This is a genomic window from Ligilactobacillus salivarius DSM 20555 = ATCC 11741 (assembly GCF_001435955.1).
GTDB lineage: Bacteria > Bacillota > Bacilli > Lactobacillales > Lactobacillaceae > Ligilactobacillus > Ligilactobacillus salivarius.
On record NZ_AYYT01000001.1, the window covers coordinates 190,464 to 207,512 of the forward strand.

Genomic DNA, 17,049 nt, shown 5'->3' on the forward strand with positions numbered 1-17,049 from the left:
TATGCTCCTTAATGTACAATGATTTTTTCTTCATTGCCTTTTCTTTTCCTCAAGTTTCCAATAATATAGAAATCTTCGTCTTTATCACTTAATAATTTCTTTACTGACTCTAACTTATCTTCAGATACTGCTAAAACCATACCAATACCCATATTGAAAGTTTCGTAACAATCATCTTGTGATAAATTACCTAATTTTTTGAGATATTCAAAAATTGGTAAAACTTTCCAAGAGCTTGCATCAATTTCAGCAGTTAGATCATCAGCAAACATTCTTGGTAAATTTTCAATCAGTCCCCCACCTGTAATGTGAGCTATTCCATTTACTAAATTTTCTTTTACAAGTGGTAAAACACTATCTATATAAATTCTTGTTGGTTCTAAAATTACTTCTCCGATTGTTTTTCCACCAAATTCTTCCCTTTTTTCAGATAAATCAATTTTATTATCTTTAAATAGAATTTGACGAACTAAGGAAAAACCATTTGAATGTATTCCACTAGAAGCTAAGCCTATCAAAATATCATTTTCTTGAGGATTAGCATCCGTTAACAGCTTACTTTTTTCTACAACACCAGAGGAAAATCCTGCTAAATCATATTCATCTTTCGCATACATATCTGGCATTTCAGCAGTTTCTCCCCCAATTAAGGCAGTACCCGCTTGTCTACAACCTTCAGCAACTCCAGCAACAATCTGCGCAATCTTATCTGGATCATTTTTTCCAGTAGCAATATAGTCTAGAAAATATAGAGGTTCTGCTCCTTGAGCCAAAATATCATTTACACACATAGCAACACAATCAATCCCTATAGTGTCATGCTTGTCCATCTTTTGTGCAATCAATAACTTAGTTCCTACTCCGTCAGTACCAGAAACTAATACAGGTTCTTTAATATTTAGTACACTTAAGTCAAAAGTTCCACCAAAGCTACCAATATTTCCTGTTGTTCCCACTCTTCGAGTAGACTTAACATCTTTTTTTATTTTATTAACTAGTTCATAACCCGCATGAATATCTACTCCAGCCTCTTGATAGCGACTCATTTACTTTTCCTCTCTTTCTTGTTGTGATTTCAAAGAAGTTAAGTAAGCTTCTTCATAATCATATAAAGGAGTTGGATACTTACCATCAAAATAAGCAACCGTTAATCCACCATTAGGATAATCAGCACCGCCTTTAACCGAAATAGCCTTAATTAAGGATGGTATGCTCAAAAAACCTAGACTATCTGCACCTATTAAATCTGACATTTCTTCTACAGTATGATTTGCAGCCATTAACTCTGAACGAGTTGAAATATCAATTCCATAGAAACAAGGAAACTTAAATGGTGGAGATGAAATTCGCATATGAACCTCTTTAGCTCCAGCTTCTCGCAATAATTTTACTAATTGCTTTGAAGTTGTTCCTCTAACAATTGAATCATCTACAACAACAACTCGCTTGCCTTCAACTACCCCTCTAACAGCTGACAACTTCATCTTTACTCCACGTTCACGTAATTCTTGTGTCGGTTGAATAAATGTACGAGCAATATACTGATTCTTTATTAATCCCATTTCATAAGGTAGTCCCAATTCCTCTGCATATCCAGAAGCAGCCGATAATGAGGAGTTAGGAACACCAATAACCATATCAGCATCTGCTGGTTGTTCCTTGGCTAAAAGTTTTCCCATTCTCTTTCGCGCATTATGCACAGTTACACCATGAATAATTGAATCAGGTCTGGCAAAATATATATACTCCATTGAACAAATTGATAGTTGTGTTTTATCAGTATATCTATCTATCTTCATACCATTTTTGTTGATTACAATTAATTCACCTGGCTGCACATCTCTAACAAATTTTGCTCCTACTGTATCCAACGCACAAGTTTCGCTTGCTACTACATATGCACCGTTATCTAATTGTCCTATTGATAAAGGACGAAAACCATTCGGATCCAGTGCTGCAATTAAGCTATCCTTACGTAATAGTAGGAAAGCAAATCCACCTTTTACTTCGTTTAAACTTTGCTTAAGTGCTTCAATAAAAGTGCAATTTTGTTTTTGACGAATCAAATGAATTAGAATTTCAGTATCTGAATTTGACTGAAAAACTGCTCCTCTATCTTCAAGATCTCGCTTTAAAGTTACAGCGTTAGTCAAATTACCATTATGAGCTAAAGCAACATCACCATCATGAAATCTGAATAAAAATGGTTGAATGTTATTGATAGAATTATTGCCACTTGTTCCATAACGAACATGGCCAATAGCACTATCTCCAGTTAACCTTAGTAAGTCTTTTTCGTCAGCAAATACTTTTGCTAATAATCCCCTATCGCGATGTTGATGTAGTCTATCGCCATCACTTGAAACAATTCCTGCTCCTTCTTGTTCTCGATGTTGTAAACTATGTAGACCAAAATAAGTCAATTGACTTGCATTTTCAGCTCCAAAAACTCCAAAGACTCCACACTCTTCGTTTAATCCTTTGATTTCATAAGACATGGGATTGCCTCCTCCCATAGTTTTTCTAATTCTGATACCTCTGCAACAAAGTTGTCATCTGTTAAAGTTATATCTAATTGATGATCAACTTGAACTTCACCAATTTCCGTAATATCTTCACCCATAATTTCTTCAAAGGCTGCTACATTATCTTTTGAAACACTAACAACTAATCGTCCAGGAGTTTCACTGAATAATAGTTCTTTTTTCATATCTAAACTAACTTTGATCCCCTTATCAGTTCCAAAAACCATTTCAGCTAAGCTAACACCCAAGCCACCTTCACTCAAGTCATGAGAAGATGAAACTAAACCTTGTTCCATAGTTACTAAAAGATTCTTCAAATATGAGTTAACTTTTTCTAAATCAAAATCATTTAGATCTCCAGAGATCTTATTATTTAATAATTTTTGCAATTCAGAACCATTAAAATCATTACCTGTTTTACCTACCAAGTAAAGTTTGTCACCTGTATTTTGAACAAAAGATGGTACTGTGCGATAAACATCTTTAATTAATCCAACCATACCAATCATAGCAGTAGGATAAATGGCTTCTCCGTTATTTTCGTTATACAAAGAAACGTTACCGGAAATAACTGGTGTATCTAAAGTTCTGCAAGCTTCAGCCATCCCATTAATAGATTGATGTAGTTCCCAGTAGATTTCAGGATCATTAGGATCACCATAATTCAAACAGTCAGTTATAGCTAATGGCAAAGCACCACTTGAAATAATATTTGTTGCAGCTTCTAAAACAGCTATTTTTCCACCAACTTCTGGATTTAAATAAATGAAGCGACCATTTCCATCAGTTGTCATTGCTAAAGCTTTTTTAGTTCCACGAATACGAATTACACCAGCATCGCTTCCTGGTCCTACAACTGTACTTGTTCGTACTTGTGAATCATAAGTTTCTGTAAACATCTTCTTTGAAGCAATTGTTGGTTGTTGCAATAAAGCTTCTAATGTCTCTTTTGCACTAGATAATTGTGGTACCCAAGTATCTTTATTTTTATTATCTAAAATACGTTGAGGAACTCTTTCTTCACTAGGTTCTTCTAAAACATCATCCGTTAGAGTAGATACTGGTATATTTGTAACTACTTCACCTTTATGATGTAATATGTAATCATGTCCTTCTGTTACTCTACCTATAACTACAGCTTCTAAATTGTAGTCTTCAAATAACTTTTTAACATCATTTTCATGACCTTTTTTGACACATAATAACATTCTTTCCTGGGACTCACTCAACATGATTTCATAAGCAGACATTCCTTCTTCACGTTGTGGAACCATATCTAAGTTTAATTCCATACCACTGTTAGCTTTTGAAGACATTTCACAACTAGATGAAACAATACCTGCAGCTCCCATATCTTGAATACCAACTAACCAGTCTTGGTGATTATTTGTTAATTCAATACATGCTTCCATAAGTAGTTTTTCCATAAATGGATCACCTACCTGAACAGCTGAACGTTGAGTTTCCTTATCATCAGCAAAATCTGCAGAGGCAAATGTTGCACCATGAATACCATCACGACCAGTTTTAGCCCCCACATACATAACTGCATTACCAATACCTTTAGCTTGTCCTTTTTGAATATGACTTTGATCTAAAATACCAACACTCATTGCATTTACTAAAGGATTTCCAGCATAGCAATCATCAAAAGTTATTTCTCCAGCAACAGTTGGAATACCCATACAGTTACCATAACCACCGATTCCAGCTACAACTTCATTGATAAGATACTTAGTTCTAGCATTATCAATTTCGCCAAAGTGTAATGAATCTAAGGATGCTATTGGTCTAGCTCCCATACTGAAAATATCACGTAAAATTCCCCCAACACCTGTTGCTGCACCTTCATAAGGTTCTACAACTGAGGGATGATTATGACTTTCAGCTTTGAAAACTACCGCTTGATTATCGCCAATATCTACGATACCAGCACCTTCACCAGGGCCTTGCAAAACACGTTCATTTTTATTTGGAAATAGTTTGAGCACTGGTTTAGATTTCTTATATGAGCAATGTTCTGACCACATTACAGAGAAAAGACCAGTTTCTGTATAATTAGGTAAGCGACCTAATAATTTATCACAAATATATTCGTATTCTTTTTGTGTTAAGCCCCATTCTAGATAAACCTTTTGTTCTTTTATTTGTTCAGGTGTTAATTCCTTATTCATATTAGCCTTTTACCTTTCCTTCTTCTAGTAATGATTTGAATACCCTTAAGCCATCTTCATTGCCTAATAACATTTCAACAGCTCTTTCAGGATGTGGCATCATTCCTAAAACATTTCCTTGCTTATTTGTAATCCCAGCAATATCATTCAAACTACCATTAGGATTTTCTTTTGAATATCTAAAAACAACTTGTCCATTTTCTTCAAGCTCTGCTAATAATTCTTCGTCTGCATAATAACTTCCATCAGCGTGAGCAATAGGTAAGTTTATTTTTTCTCCTTTTTTATATAAAGAAGTAAATGGTGTATTAGTATTTTCAACAGTTAATTCTACTGTTTTACATACAAACTTCAAACTGTTATTTCGCTTCAAAGCTCCTGGTAATAGACCAACCTCTGTTAAAATTTGGAATCCATTGCAAGTACCAAAAACTGGCTTACCATTTTTTGCAAATTCTATTACTGCTGGCATAATAGGTGAGAACCGTGCTATTGCACCACAACGAAGATAATCACCATAAGAGAATCCTCCTGGTAACATTACAGCATCAAAACCATCTAAGTTATCTTGCTTATATGAAACATATTCAACATCTGCATCACATACAGTGTGTAATGCTTCGTATAAGTCTATATCACAATTTGAGCCAGGAAAAACAATAACTGCTATTTTCATTAATCTTCCTCCATAATTTCATAACGATATGTTTCAAGATTAAAGTTCACCAATAATTGTTCTGAAATTTCTTTTACAGATTCTCCAACTTCTTTTTCTCTACTATCAATAGTTACATCGAAAAATTTTCCCACTTTAATTTCTTTTACTTCATTATGTCCTAAAGAATGAACAGCTTCAGTAATTGTTTCTCCTTGTGGATCAAAAACAGATTGCTTATATGTTACGAAAATACGTACCTTTGTCATGGTGTTGTGTTCCTCCTATTATTTGTTTAACACTTTCTTCAAACGATTTAATACTTCTTCATATACAGGTGTTAAGTCACCAATATCTCTACGATAGACATCTTTATCTAAATGACGATTATCCTCTAAATCCCATAAACGACAATTATCTGGAGAAAATTCATCAGCTAAAACTAATGTACCATCTTCTAAAGTTCCAAATTCGAGCTTAAAATCAACTAATTTCATTCCTGCTTGTTTAAATAAATCTGTCAATAATGCATTTACTTTTCTAGATAAATCCCAGATTCTATTTAAATCTTCCTTAGTAGCAATTTCTAATGCTAATGCCTGTGACTCGTTAATGAATGGATCATCTAATTCATCACTCTTGAAGTACATTTCTTCTACAGGTTTATTGAATTTCTTTCCTTCTTCCACTCCATATCTAGTTGAAAAATGTCCTGCCGCAACATTTCGTGTAACTATCTCAAGTGGGAAGATTTTAACTTTTTTTACTAATTCTTCGTTCTCAGAAATCTTCTTTATAAAATGTGTAGGAATGTCATTCTTTATCAAATATTCAAAGATTAAACTTGAAATTTGATTGTTAACATGACCCTTACCTTTAATGACATCCTTTTTCTTACCATTGAGTGCAGTAGCCTGGTCCATATACACTACTCTTAATACATTTTCATCTTCTGTACTCCACATTTGCTTAGCTTTACCTTCATATAACAGTTCAGACATTATTCTATCTCCTTATTGTTCGTCTTTTAAACAAAAAACATATTTTATAAACCTTACAAACCATATATTATCAATTAAACACGAATAATGCAACAAATAAAATGAACTTTATTTTTAAAAAACGATTTCATTTTTAACGAAAAATACAATAATTGAGTCTATTATATAAACTCCATCTTTTATATATTACGTATAATTAAGTTTATATAAAGACTTATAATACGTTTTTTAATTAACAAACATATATAATATGATAATTCGCAAAAAAATGACGTTATAAAGATTTCTTCAATCTTTATAACGTCATTTATACTAATTATTTTCCAAATAATTAACTGCATCATTAAATGATCTTACTGGAACAATTTTCATTTTTGTATGAATTTCTTTTGCAGTCTCAACTGCTTCTTCATAATTTGATTTGGCATTCGGGTCATACTTTTTAACCACTTTACTTACAGGATTATCAGGAGCAAAGAATATTTTAGCATGTGCTTTAGAAGCGGAGATAACCTTCTTGTCAATTCCACCAATATCTCCAACTTTTCCATCTGCATCAATAGTACCTGTACCTGCAACATCTCTACCTTTTAATAAGTCTTTTTTCGATAATTGCGAATACATTTGTAAAGACAACATTAAACCTGCAGATGGGCCTCCTATCCCTTCCATATTAGCGGATATCTTTTCATTGGTTTTTACTTTCGAACGGTTAGCCAGTGTTATCCCTATACCTGTTCTCTTAGTTTGTGGTAATTTCATTGTCTTACCAATAGCCTTATGATTCTTTCCATCACGCTGATAAGTGATAGTTACTTTTTCTCCGGCTTTAATTTTTGCTAAAGCATTTTGATATCCTGTAGCATTACTATAATGCTTTCCATTAACGTTTGTTATTGTATCGCCAACTTGAATTTTATTCTTAAAATCGGATTTATCTAAGACAGACATAACATATATTCCAATATATTTTTGGCTAACTTCTTTCCCTGCATGTTTTAAGGCCACATATTTGGCAGAGTTCACTGCATCTTGCATATAATATTCTTGAATTCTGTCAAATTCTGCATCTGAACTACCACCCGTCATTTCTTCAGCTGACACTCTATCAATATGTTTTTGCGAAAAACTCCATAAGTATGTTAGTGGTGTTGCTTTTTGAACAGCAACATAAACTAGCATGAAATCACCTTTTTGTTTATTAGTCTTTCCATTAACCGTTACATATTGATTAATACTTTCAGCTGCACCTGGCTGCTCTAAGTAAACAGGAATTGGTAAAAACATTAAAATAGCTACTATTACCAATATAGTTAAAGTAACAATGTATTTATTTACTTTTTTCAATTCTTAACCTTCTTTCTTAATGCCTCAATAACATTATCTGGCACCGTCCCAACCAATTTGTCTAAATTAAACTGTGAAATTTCTCTAACTAAGGTTGAAGAAATAAAACTTACTTCTGGATTTGAAAATAAAGTAATTGTTTCAATATCACTATCTAACTTTTTATTCATTAAAGCTATTTCTTGTTCATATGTGAAATCTCTTGTATTTCTAATTCCACGAATAATCGCATCAGCATTAAATTTTTTTACTACATTGATAGTTAAATCAGTTTGAATAAGCTCAACTGATACATTACTAAATTTTGATAATGCTTCAGTGACTAGATGATATTTTTCTTCAGGAGTAAATAATGAGTGTTTACTAGTATTATTGGAAATAACTACTACAACTTGATCAAATAACTTACTTGTACGACTAATTAAATCCATATGACCATTTGTAATAGGATCAAAACTTCCTGGAAAAATAACTTTCATTACTATTCACCGCCTTCAAACTCATAGATATTTAGTTGTGTAATCCCATAATCTGCTTTTTTTATCCACTTAAATCCTGATATTTCATCTGGTAAATTAGCTTCCTGATCTGTCTCACACACAATAATCGCGTTTTTATTAAGTAAAGATAATTCTGCTAATTTTAACATCATTTCTACTATTTTTTGTTCCTTATAAGGTGGATCAAAATAAACTAAATCATAACTCAATTGCTTTTTAGCTAGCACATGAATTATTTTATTAGCATCCCCCTTTATGATTTTAAATTTTTCTGAATGCTTTGTTACTGCTACATTTTCTTTAATAGTTTTTATTGCTTGATATTGTCTATCTATAAGGGTTGCTTCTTCAATACCACGAGAAACTCCCTCAATACTTAATCCACCACTTCCAGAAAATAGATCTAACGACTTTCCACCTTCAAAATATGGACCAATAATATTAAACATTGCTTCTTTAACTTTATCTGTAGTTGGACGAGTTTTCATTCCTGAAACTGCCTTTAGACGTCGTCCACCATATTCACCTGCTACAATTCTCATTCTAATTACCTCAATCAAAATCTTCTAAATTTTCTCTTGCTGTACCTCTAACTTGTTCTAAATCCTTATCAATTTCTTTACGAGGTGAAATTTCAACCTTCGATACAAATTTCATGCTTTTTAGTTTATGCAAAGCTTCATTAACATCCTCAGCGTTCATATAAATTAAAACATATTTCATCTTTCGAGATACATAGTGAATAGTTCCAAATTTCCGTAATTGTTTACTTTGTTTTAAATGTTTCAAATAAACAATTACTCCCTGGCGTTCTACTCTTTTAAATTCCATTATTTTACACACCTCACTTTAAAATAAAAGTTTTCAGGTTTTAATACAATCATATCAAATTATACTTGATATATGCTAAAAATTCAGTGAAAAAATCTTTTAATTCCATATGAAATTAAAAAAGTGAGAAGAAACTTCTTCCCACTTCTAAAATGATTATTAGTTTTTGTCCAATTCCAATAATAAATCTTGACTTTCAAGAACATCGCCATTTTTAACATATACATGACTAACTTTTCCATCAAATGGAGCCTTAATTGTTGTTTCCATCTTCATAGCTTCAGTAACAATTAATGCTTCACCCTTCTTAACTTCTTGACCCTTTTGTACTAATACTTCTAGTACTGATCCACTTAAAGTTGCACCTATATGACTTTCATTAGTTGGCTCTGCTTTAGGAATCTTCTTAATCTTAGCTTCCTTACTCTTATCATGAACAATAATTTGAATATTTTGACCATTTAATGAGAAAAATAAGCTACGATTTCCTTCCTCATCAGCTTCTGAAACAGAATCTAGACGAATTATAATACTACGTCCTGGTTTAAAGTCAACATGAATTGTTTCCCCTTCACGCATTCCTTGATAGAAAGTAATTGTATCTAAATCATGCATAGAACCAAAACGTTTTACGTTGTTAATATAATCTATGAAGACTTCTGGATATAGGATATAACTTAAAACTTCTTCCTTTGTAGGATTACGTTTAATCTTATCTTTTAATTCATCAGCTACTTCATCAAAGTCAACTGGCTTAGCTAAACTACCTGGGCGCACTGTGATTGGCTTCTTACCTTTAAGCACAAGTTCTTGCAGTTTCTTAGGAAATCCACCAACTGGTTGGCCCAAATCGCCTGCAAAGAAATCTACAACTGATTTAGGAAAATCTAAAGTTTTACCTCTTTCAAAGATTGACTTTTCGTCTAAATTATTTTGAATCATAAAGATTGCAAAATCACCCACAACTTTTGAACTTGGAGTAACTTTAATGATATCACCTAATAACTTATTAACAGTTCTGTACATTGACTTAACTTGTTCAAAATCATCAATACCTACTGCCTTTGCTTGTTGTTGTAAATTAGAATATTGTCCACCCGGCATTTCTGTTTGATAAATATCCGTTTGTGGAGATGTAGTTCCATTCATAAAGTCTTGATAGAATGGCTTAATTCCACTCCAATAACGATTCAATGTTTCAACATTATCAATATTTAGTTCTGGCTGACGAGCGTTCCCTTCTAATGCGTAATACAAACTACTCATACTTGGTTGACTTGTTGTACCAGAAAGTGAACTAGTTGCAACATCAATAATATCAACTCCACCGCGAACAGCTTGCACATATGTTGCTACACCATTACCTGTTGTATCATGTGTATGTAAATGTATTGGCACATTAACTTGTTCTTTCAATGTACTAATTAATTCATAAGCAGCATTTGGTTTTAGAAGTCCTGCCATATCTTTAATACCGATAATATGCGAACCCATTGCTTCTAATTCCTTAGCTAAGTTGACATAGTAGTCTAAACTATACTTATTATTCTCAGGAGTTAAAATATCTCCAGTATAACACATTGTCCCTTCTGCTATCTTTCCAGCATCGCGAACAAACTCTATACTCTTTTCCATTTGATCTGTCCAGTTAAGACTATCGAAAATTCTAAATACATCAATTCCATGTTTTGCACTTTCATTGACAAATTCTCTTAATACATTATCAGGATAATTCTTATATCCTACAGCATTAGAACCTCTCAATAGCATTTGTAGCAAAGTATTAGGCATTTTCTCACGAATAATATCTAATCTATCCCATGGGCTTTCATTTAAGAAACGATACGCTACATCAAAAGTAGCTCCACCCCAAACCTCAGCAGAAAATACATGAGGTAAAGCTGTATCATATTTTTCAATTACCGGAAGCATATCTTTAGTACGCATTCTAGTTGCAAATAAACTTTGGTGGGCATCTCTCATTGTTGTATCTGTTATTAATACCTTTTCTTGTTTATTTACCCAATTGGCTAAAGCATCAACTCCACCATTATCAAATACTGATTTTGCATTTTCTACTTTACTTTCAGATACAAAATTCTTATCCAATTTAATATCAGGGACAAATACTTTACGATGATGTTTTGTGCCTGGGAATCCGTTAACAGTAACATCACCAATATACTTCAATAATTGGTTATTATTGTTACTGCTACGATTAAATTCAAATAACTCTGGTGTGTTATCAATAAATGTAGTGCGTGCATCGCCTGCAACGAAAACAGGATGGTTCAACACGTTACGCATGAATTTAATATTTGTTTTAACACCTCGAATTCTAAATTCATTAAGCACTCTGTTCATACGCTTAATAGCTTCTTTAAAGTTTCGTGCTTGAACACAAGCCTTAACCAATAAAGAATCATAAAAAGGTGTTATTACTGCTCCAGCATATACATTACCACCATCTAGGCGAACACCAAAACCACCTGGTGAACGGTATGTTTCCAATTTACCTGTATCTGGCATAAAATTATTTTCTGGATCTTCAGTTGTAATACGACATTGGATTGCTATACCTTGGCTTGTTAATTCTTCTTGTTTTGGTAACTCTAAATCATTATACAAGTCTTTACCTTCAGCAATTTGAATTTGTGATTGTACAATATCAACACCTGTGATCATTTCTGTAACAGTATGTTCTACTTGAACACGTGGATTTACTTCAACAAAGTAAAAATCATCTTCAGTTACTAAAAATTCTACTGTTCCAGCATTATAGTAGTTTACAGATTTCGCCAAATTAACTGCAGCTTCACAAATTTCTTTGCGACGTTCTTGTGACAAAGTTATGCTTGGGGCAAATTCTATAACCTTTTGATTACGACGTTGTACAGAACAGTCTCTTTCAAAAAGATGCATTACATTTCCATGTTTATCTGCTAAAATTTGAACTTCTATATGTTTAGGGTTAACAATCATTTTTTCAACATAAAGTTCATCATCACCAAATGATTGGTTAGCTTCACTTCTAGCGCGTTCATATGCCTCGCGTAATTCTTCTTTACGTTTAACAATTCTCATACCACGGCCACCGCCACCCATTGCTGCTTTAATCATAATAGGATAACCGTGTTTATCTGCAAACTTTTCAACATCTTTAAGTGATTTTACTGGATCATTCGTTCCCGGAATAGTATGTAAACCAGCAGAATTAGCAACATTACGAGCTTCTACTTTATCACCAAAAATACGTAGATGTTCCACTGATGGTCCAATAAATGTAATTCCATTTTCTTCACATTTTTGAGCAAATTCTTCATTTTCAGCTAAAAATCCATAACCTGGATGAATTGCATCAGCATTGGTCATTTTAGCTATTCGAATTATGTCATTGATATCTAGATAAGCTTCAATAGGTTTTTTACCACTACCTACTAAGTAAGCTTCATCAGCTTTAAAACGATGAACACCATATTCATCTTCCTTGGCATAAATAGCTACCGTTTTTAATCCTAGTTCATGACATGCTCTAATAATACGAATTGCAATTTCGCCACGATTAGCAATTAATACTTTTTCCACTCGTCTTCACTCCTATTCCGAAAACTTAAACTATTTCTTCAACTCCATATTTAAAAACATGTTTCTTGCTGTATGTCTCTTCTCATTTGCTGAAATATTCATTACCATTCCTAAAGCCATAGACAATACCACCATACTTGAACCACCATAAGAAATAAAAGGCAATGTAACACCTGTAATAGGTAGTAGTCCATTAACAGCGCCAATATTAAATATTGATTCTACTGTAAAAAATGTCGCTACTCCGTAACAAACTAAGGTATTGAAAGTATTATTAGATCTTATACCAATCAAAATTATTCTTAAAATTATAAAAAATAGTAACCCTAAAACCACTAAAACTCCTATAAATCCTAGTTCTTCTGCAATGATTGCCAATATAAAATCTGTATAGGGTTCTGGTAAATATCCTCTTTTTTGAATACTATTTCCCAGTCCTACTCCAAACAATCCTCCGTTACTGATAGCGTAAAAAGAATTAACTAACTGTTTACCACTTGTAGTTGCATATGTAAATGGATCAAAATAACCCTCAAAACGCTTATACATATACTCAACTTTACTTCCCTTAAATGGATTAATTGCATGGATAGCCATAACTGTAAGTGCTATTATTGAAATTGCTACTCCCAAAATTCCTATACTTGCTCTCCAATTTTTAGAATTGGCCAAAATAAGAACTAAACAAATTGCAGCACAAATTGTAGCGCCACCAGTATCAGGTTCAATTGCAATTAAGGCCAAAATTGGTAAGATATTTACTGCCAAATTTTTTCGCGTAGTCGTACGTTTATGTTTTCCTAAATAAATATCAGCTTCTCTTTTTGAAAAAGCTTTAGAAATCGCAACTACCAAGTAAAGCTTAGCTATCTCTGCTGGCTGAATACTAAATGAACCTAATGTAATCCAACCGTTAGCACCATTAATAGCACCAAATAAAAACTTAGCCATCATCAGGAGAATTATTACAGTCCAATATCCAAATCTTAGGACATTTTTACTAACCCAAAATTTTGGATTCATATGACTAAAAATTAAAGTTAATGTAATCCCTATTCCAACAAAAATTATTTGCTTAAAGAGATAAGAAGTTGCTTTAACTCCGACATAAGTAAGGTTAATCGCACTAGCAGAGTAAACCATTACAATGCCAATAAGACATAAAATTAAATACGGTATAAATAATCCATAGTCGAAATATTTTAACTTTTCTTTTAACTTATTCTTCATTATCAATTCTTCAAATCCTTAACGATTTAAATTCCTCCTTTACCCTTAGATTTATTATAACATAACGTAATACTATGCAATAAAATGATTCTATAAGAAAAGTATAAAGAATTAGATAATTCGCAAGTTAACGATATTTTTATCATATAAGTCTTTATTTTTTCGCATTTAAATGACTTAACACTATTATGTTAGCATATATTTTCGCTTTTATCAGTATTAATATAAAGATAATCAAAAAATAAACTACAAAAAAAGATAGGGTATAAAACCTATCTTTCTTAAATTAATTATGAAATTACATTAAACCAATAACGTGTGCAATAATACCTACAATGAAAATTCCCAAGATGATAACAATTGGAGAAACTTTCTTCTTCAATAACCACATACATAAGAATGTTAGAAGTAAAGCTGCTAAACCAGGAATTAATTGATCCAAGTTATCTTGCAATGTTGTAACTTTAATCTTATCTAAGGACATGCCCTTACCCATATTCCATTGAGTTAGAACTTCCTTGATTCCTTTAGCACCACTAGGAATGTGATCCCAGTCAATGTAACCACCTTTTTGCACAGGAGTCTTTGAAACAACTGGTGTAAATTTAATACTTACCCAACGTTCAATTAAAGCACCTAGAACAAACATACCCATCATGGCAGCACCACGAGTAACTTTTTGCAATAATCCACCAGAAAGATCGTCTGTGATCTTAGAACCTGCACGGTAACCAAATTCTTGTGTATACCATAAGAATGCAATACGTAGAACATTCCAAAGTACGAAGAATAAGATAGGTCCAACAATGTTTCCTGAAATAGCTAAGGAGGCACCTAATGCACCAATAATAGGACGAGCTGTAAACCAGAATACTGGATCACCAACACCAGCCAATGGTCCCATCATACCAACTTTAACACCGTTAATAGCAACATCATCAACTGGAGCACCATTAGCACGATCTTCTTCAAGAGCTAATGTAACACCTAAAATAGGAGCTGCTAAATATGGATGAGTATTAAAGAATTCCAAGTGACGCTTTAAAGCTGCAGCACGATCTTCTTTAGTAGTGTATAATTTCTTTAAAGCTGGAATCATCGAGTAAGCCCAGCCACCATTTTGCATACGTTCGTAGTTCCATGATCCTTGAAGGAATGTTGAACGCCAACAAACAGCCATACGATCTTTTTTACTTAATGTAACTTTCTTTTCAGCCATTATACTCTTCCTCCTTCATCTTAGTAGTCATCTAAAATATCGCCAAGTGGATCTCCAGTATTGCTTGAACCACCATTGCCTGAACCACCCTTAGATTCTAATTCTAAGTAGATTAAAGCAAAAGCAATACCTAAAGCACCAATAGCAATTAATGTCAATTGAGAAACTGCAGCAATAACAAAACCAATGATGAAGAATGGCCATACTTCACGAGATGCCATCATATTGATAACCATAGCATAACCTACGGCAACAACCATACCACCACCGATTGCCATACCATCTGTTAACCAAGCTGGCATTGATTCTAGGAATGAACGTACAGCACTTGTTGGAATAACTAATAAGAATGCAGCTGGTAATGCGATACGTAAACCTTGTAATAGTAAGGCAATAAATTGCCAAACTTCAATACCGCGGAAATTACCTTTTTCAGCTTCTTTATCCATAATGTGAATAATAGCAACAGAAATTGTACGAACAATCATTGTTAAGAATAGACCAGCAACAGCTAAAGGAATAGCAACAGCAATAGCTGTACTGATTCCTGCTGTACCTTGACCACCTTTAACCAAAATAATAGCAGATGCAACAGCAGCCAAAGCAGCATCAGGAGCAACAGCAGCCCCAATGTTAGCCCAACCTAAAGCGATCATTTGCAAAGATCCACCTAACATAATTCCGGCAGTTAAATTACCTGTAACTAAACCAATTAATGTACATGCAATTAATGGTTGATGGAATTGGAATTGATCCAAAATACCTTCCAATCCTGCAAAGAACGCTACAATAACAACTAAAATCATTGAAATAGCAGACATGAGATATTTCCTCCTTAATTTTAATTACCTTGATTTACAAGGTCTTGTGCCTTCTTTAATAAGTTATCCATATTTTCTGGAGAACTAGAAGGAACTTTGCGGACATCAAATTTTACGCCCAATTTCTTGAGTTCATTAAATGTATCAATATCCTTTTGATCCATAGCAAGAACTTGGTTAACGTTAACCTTGCCATCGCTATAAGCCATTGAACCAACGTTGATTTCTTTGATATCAACGCCACCTTTAATTGCTTCAAGAGCATCTTGAGGTGTTTCAAATAAAAGCATTGCCTTTGTGTTACCAAAACGAGGATCTTTAGCTACTTCAATCATCTTCTTAATTGGAACAGTATTAGCATGTACACCACTTGGGGCAGCTTGAGCAATCATGTTCTTACGTAATTTATCTTTAGCAACACTGTCAGATACAACAATGATGCGATTTGGATTCATTGCTTTAGTCCATCCTGTAGCAACTTGTCCATGAAGTAAACGTGTATCAATACGTGCTAAAACATATTTGATCTTACCATCACCGATAACAGTGCCTTCAGGAATAGCTCCAGTTGGTTGACCAGAAGCTGCTGCTTGTTTAGGTGCTTCTTTAGGTTGTAATGATTCAGGCATTACTTTAACACCATCTTTAGCTGTTTCAATAATATGAGCAGCAATTTCATGTGCAGACTCCATAGAGAAACGTGATGCATAAGCTTCGATAACCATTGGCAAGTTCATGCCTGCAACAATTGCCCACTTATCTTTGTGTTGTTCAACCAAGTTGTTTGCTTGATTGAAAGGAGTTCCTCCCCAAAGATCAACCAAGAAAAGGATTTCATCTTGATTATCAAAAGATTCAATAGCCTTTTCCATCTTAGCACGCACATCATCTGGACCTTCATCAGGCTTTAAAATAACATGTGCTACGTTTTCTTGCTTGCCAAAAATCATTTCACCAGATTGATAAATACCATCGGCAAAGCCACCATGACTAGCTAGGATAATCCCTACCATTTGTCTTACCTCCTATAAAATAAAGTGAAACCACATCTCCAAACTAATAAAGCCTTTTCATTCAATAGCAAAAAATAAAAACATTATAAGTGCTCATGTTGGAAATGTTGTTCCCTTGAAAACACTTACTATAATATCATGAAATGTG

At 33.4% G+C, this 17,049-nt stretch carries 15 protein-coding genes; all 15 read right to left on the reverse strand.

What is annotated here, in order from left to right; all coding sequences use genetic code 11:
• Positions 1 to 8 precede the first annotated feature (8 nt).
• The 15 genes from purM to FC55_RS01015 all read right to left on the reverse strand — a co-directional run bounded on the left by purM (position 9) and on the right by FC55_RS01015 (position 16,901).
• Positions 9 to 1,046 carry a phosphoribosylformylglycinamidine cyclo-ligase gene (gene purM, locus FC55_RS00945; protein WP_003700044.1) on the reverse strand — a complete coding sequence of 346 codons (1,038 nt, stop codon included), beginning with the start codon at positions 1,044 to 1,046 and terminating at the stop codon, positions 9 to 11.
• Complete coding sequence (gene purF, locus FC55_RS00950; RefSeq protein ID WP_003700042.1) at positions 1,047 to 2,498, reverse strand: amidophosphoribosyltransferase; 1,452 nt, start codon at positions 2,496 to 2,498, stop codon at positions 1,047 to 1,049.
• Complete coding sequence (gene purL / locus FC55_RS00955; protein ID WP_003700040.1) at positions 2,474 to 4,699, reverse strand: phosphoribosylformylglycinamidine synthase subunit PurL; 2,226 nt, start codon at positions 4,697 to 4,699, stop codon at positions 2,474 to 2,476. The genes purF and purL overlap by 25 nt, the downstream gene beginning before the upstream one ends.
• 1 nt (position 4,700) lies before the next feature.
• Positions 4,701 to 5,375: a phosphoribosylformylglycinamidine synthase subunit PurQ gene (gene purQ / locus FC55_RS00960; protein ID WP_003700039.1), complete on the reverse strand. Its 675-nt coding sequence runs from the start codon at positions 5,373 to 5,375 to the stop codon at positions 4,701 to 4,703.
• Positions 5,375 to 5,623, reverse strand: coding sequence for a phosphoribosylformylglycinamidine synthase subunit PurS (gene purS / locus FC55_RS00965; RefSeq protein WP_003700038.1), 249 nt, complete (start codon positions 5,621 to 5,623; stop codon positions 5,375 to 5,377). The genes purQ and purS overlap by 1 nt, the downstream gene beginning before the upstream one ends.
• 18 nt (positions 5,624 to 5,641) lie before the next feature.
• Entirely contained in the window at positions 5,642 to 6,355 is a 714-nt protein-coding gene (gene purC, locus FC55_RS00970) for a phosphoribosylaminoimidazolesuccinocarboxamide synthase (protein ID WP_003700037.1), read from the reverse strand.
• Positions 6,356 to 6,667: 312 nt separating this feature from the next.
• Positions 6,668 to 7,702 (reverse strand): SepM family pheromone-processing serine protease, encoded by a 1,035-nt coding sequence (locus tag FC55_RS00975; RefSeq protein WP_003700035.1) that lies wholly within the window; start codon positions 7,700 to 7,702, stop codon positions 6,668 to 6,670.
• On the reverse strand, positions 7,699 to 8,181 hold the full coding sequence (gene coaD / locus FC55_RS00980) for a pantetheine-phosphate adenylyltransferase (protein ID WP_003700034.1): 483 nt from the start codon (positions 8,179 to 8,181) through the stop codon (positions 7,699 to 7,701). Before coaD ends, FC55_RS00975 begins: the two co-directional genes overlap by 4 nt.
• Before the next feature lie 2 nt (positions 8,182 to 8,183).
• Positions 8,184 to 8,744 carry a 16S rRNA (guanine(966)-N(2))-methyltransferase RsmD gene (rsmD, locus tag FC55_RS00985; RefSeq protein ID WP_003700032.1) on the reverse strand — a complete coding sequence of 187 codons (561 nt, stop codon included), beginning with the start codon at positions 8,742 to 8,744 and terminating at the stop codon, positions 8,184 to 8,186.
• Between the two features lie 10 nt (positions 8,745 to 8,754).
• The gene (locus FC55_RS00990) at positions 8,755 to 9,033 is read right to left on the reverse strand and encodes a YlbG family protein (RefSeq protein WP_003700030.1); all 279 of its coding nucleotides are present in this window, start codon (positions 9,031 to 9,033) and stop codon (positions 8,755 to 8,757) included.
• A 159-nt stretch (positions 9,034 to 9,192) separates the two neighbouring features.
• Entirely contained in the window at positions 9,193 to 12,618 is a 3,426-nt protein-coding gene (locus FC55_RS00995; RefSeq protein WP_003700028.1) for a pyruvate carboxylase, read from the reverse strand.
• A 30-nt stretch (positions 12,619 to 12,648) separates the two neighbouring features.
• Entirely contained in the window at positions 12,649 to 13,848 is a 1,200-nt protein-coding gene (locus FC55_RS01000) for an FtsW/RodA/SpoVE family cell cycle protein (RefSeq protein ID WP_003700026.1), read from the reverse strand.
• 298 nt (positions 13,849 to 14,146) lie between these two features.
• A complete protein-coding gene (locus FC55_RS01005) occupies positions 14,147 to 15,067 on the reverse strand; it encodes a PTS system mannose/fructose/sorbose family transporter subunit IID (RefSeq protein ID WP_003700025.1) in 921 nt (306 codons plus the stop codon).
• Between the two features lie 20 nt (positions 15,068 to 15,087).
• Positions 15,088 to 15,888: a PTS mannose/fructose/sorbose transporter subunit IIC gene (locus FC55_RS01010; protein ID WP_003702189.1), complete on the reverse strand. Its 801-nt coding sequence runs from the start codon at positions 15,886 to 15,888 to the stop codon at positions 15,088 to 15,090.
• 20 nt (positions 15,889 to 15,908) lie between these two features.
• Complete coding sequence (locus FC55_RS01015) at positions 15,909 to 16,901, reverse strand: mannose/fructose/sorbose PTS transporter subunit IIB (protein ID WP_003702191.1); 993 nt, start codon at positions 16,899 to 16,901, stop codon at positions 15,909 to 15,911.
• Between the last annotated feature and the right edge of the window lie 148 nt (positions 16,902 to 17,049).

What these genes read in the sequence shown, in the direction of transcription:
- FC55_RS01005 (WP_003700025.1), bottom strand. Translation starts at nt 15,067, where the DNA reads ATGGCTGAAAAGAAAGTTACATTAAGTAAAAAAGATCGTATGGCTGTT.
- FC55_RS01010 (WP_003702189.1), bottom strand. Translation starts at nt 15,888, where the DNA reads ATGTCTGCTATTTCAATGATTTTAGTTGTTATTGTAGCGTTCTTTGCA.
- purC (WP_003700037.1), bottom strand. Translation starts at nt 6,355, where the DNA reads ATGTCTGAACTGTTATATGAAGGTAAAGCTAAGCAAATGTGGAGTACA.
- FC55_RS00990 (WP_003700030.1), bottom strand. Translation starts at nt 9,033, where the DNA reads ATGGAATTTAAAAGAGTAGAACGCCAGGGAGTAATTGTTTATTTGAAA.
- purL (WP_003700040.1), bottom strand. Translation starts at nt 4,699, where the DNA reads ATGAATAAGGAATTAACACCTGAACAAATAAAAGAACAAAAGGTTTAT.
- rsmD (WP_003700032.1), bottom strand. Translation starts at nt 8,744, where the DNA reads ATGAGAATTGTAGCAGGTGAATATGGTGGACGACGTCTAAAGGCAGTT.
- coaD (WP_003700034.1), bottom strand. Translation starts at nt 8,181, where the DNA reads ATGAAAGTTATTTTTCCAGGAAGTTTTGATCCTATTACAAATGGTCAT.
- purQ (WP_003700039.1), bottom strand. Translation starts at nt 5,375, where the DNA reads ATGAAAATAGCAGTTATTGTTTTTCCTGGCTCAAATTGTGATATAGAC.
- purF (WP_003700042.1), bottom strand. Translation starts at nt 2,498, where the DNA reads ATGTCTTATGAAATCAAAGGATTAAACGAAGAGTGTGGAGTCTTTGGA.
- FC55_RS01000 (WP_003700026.1), bottom strand. Translation starts at nt 13,848, where the DNA reads ATGAAGAATAAGTTAAAAGAAAAGTTAAAATATTTCGACTATGGATTA.
- purS (WP_003700038.1), bottom strand. Translation starts at nt 5,623, where the DNA reads ATGACAAAGGTACGTATTTTCGTAACATATAAGCAATCTGTTTTTGAT.
- FC55_RS01015 (WP_003702191.1), bottom strand. Translation starts at nt 16,901, where the DNA reads ATGGTAGGGATTATCCTAGCTAGTCATGGTGGCTTTGCCGATGGTATT.
- purM (WP_003700044.1), bottom strand. Translation starts at nt 1,046, where the DNA reads ATGAGTCGCTATCAAGAGGCTGGAGTAGATATTCATGCGGGTTATGAA.